Below are 811 nucleotides of genomic sequence, written 5' to 3' on the forward strand. Positions count from 1 at the left end.
CTACCGCCCCGAGGCCCGCATCGTCCGCGCCCAGCTCGGCCCCGAGGCCGGCATGGTGGGCGCCGCCGACCTTTCCCGGCTGGTCGCCCGCCGGTTCCGCCGCGCCAAACGGCGCCGGGTGGAGCGGTACGAGCGCTACGAGCGGTACGCGGAGGCCCGCCGTACGCCCCGGGAGTCGCTGTGACGGATTCCCTGCCCCACCAGTCCGGGCTCCCTGACGGGCCCCGGCGTCCGGTGGAGGACAGCCGGCACAAGATCCGCCGCCGGTCGCTCACCCTGCTCATCATCGTGCTGCTCATCGGCATCCCGGCCGGCTACCTCATGATCTCCGCCAACCAGAGCCGCGACAGCGGCCGGGAGAAGGAGGCGAAGTACGCGGCGACCGGCATGACCGAGGGCTGGCCGTCCAAACTCCAGCGCCGCGTCTACGAGGTGCCCGTCCCGGTCCCGTCCGAAGAGGTCGCCTACTACGAGACGAACAACTGGAAGACCAGTCGCCTCTACGTCCAGTTCGAGACCACCAACGCCGGCCTGGACGCCTTCCTGGCGGGGCTGGGCGTCGACCGGGACGCACTGGAGAGCGGCAAGATCGCCATCAGCGACCGCGCCCAGCGGATCACCGGCTGGGAGTTCGGCGGGTCCGGCTCCTGGTACGGCCTCGTCAACGAGCAGCGGAACCCGGCGCCCACCCAGGACGTCGTGGTGAACATGGACGACCCGGACTACCCGATGGTGTACGTCGTCTCGCGCACGGTTCCCTAAACCGCGCACGCGCGTCGCCGGCCGGGCCCCGGCAGGGGCTCCGGGGCCG

Annotated in this window: 1 protein-coding gene and 1 pseudogene; both read left to right on the forward strand. The window is 72.0% G+C overall.

Translation table 11 applies throughout. The annotated features are described in order from the left end of the window. Positions 1 to 184: pseudogene (locus tag EBH09_RS39310) on the forward strand (glucokinase); the annotation flags it as partial. After that, on the forward strand, positions 181 to 762 hold the full coding sequence (locus tag EBH09_RS29335) for a sugar kinase (protein WP_153182723.1): 582 nt from the start codon (positions 181 to 183) through the stop codon (positions 760 to 762). The pseudogene EBH09_RS39310 and the gene EBH09_RS29335, both read left to right, overlap by 4 nt. Positions 763 to 811: the final 49 nt, after the last annotated feature.

Origin of the sequence: Streptomyces sp. E2N166 (genome assembly GCF_003671715.1) — a bacterium.
Classification (GTDB): domain Bacteria; phylum Actinomycetota; class Actinomycetes; order Streptomycetales; family Streptomycetaceae; genus Streptomyces; species Streptomyces thinghirensis.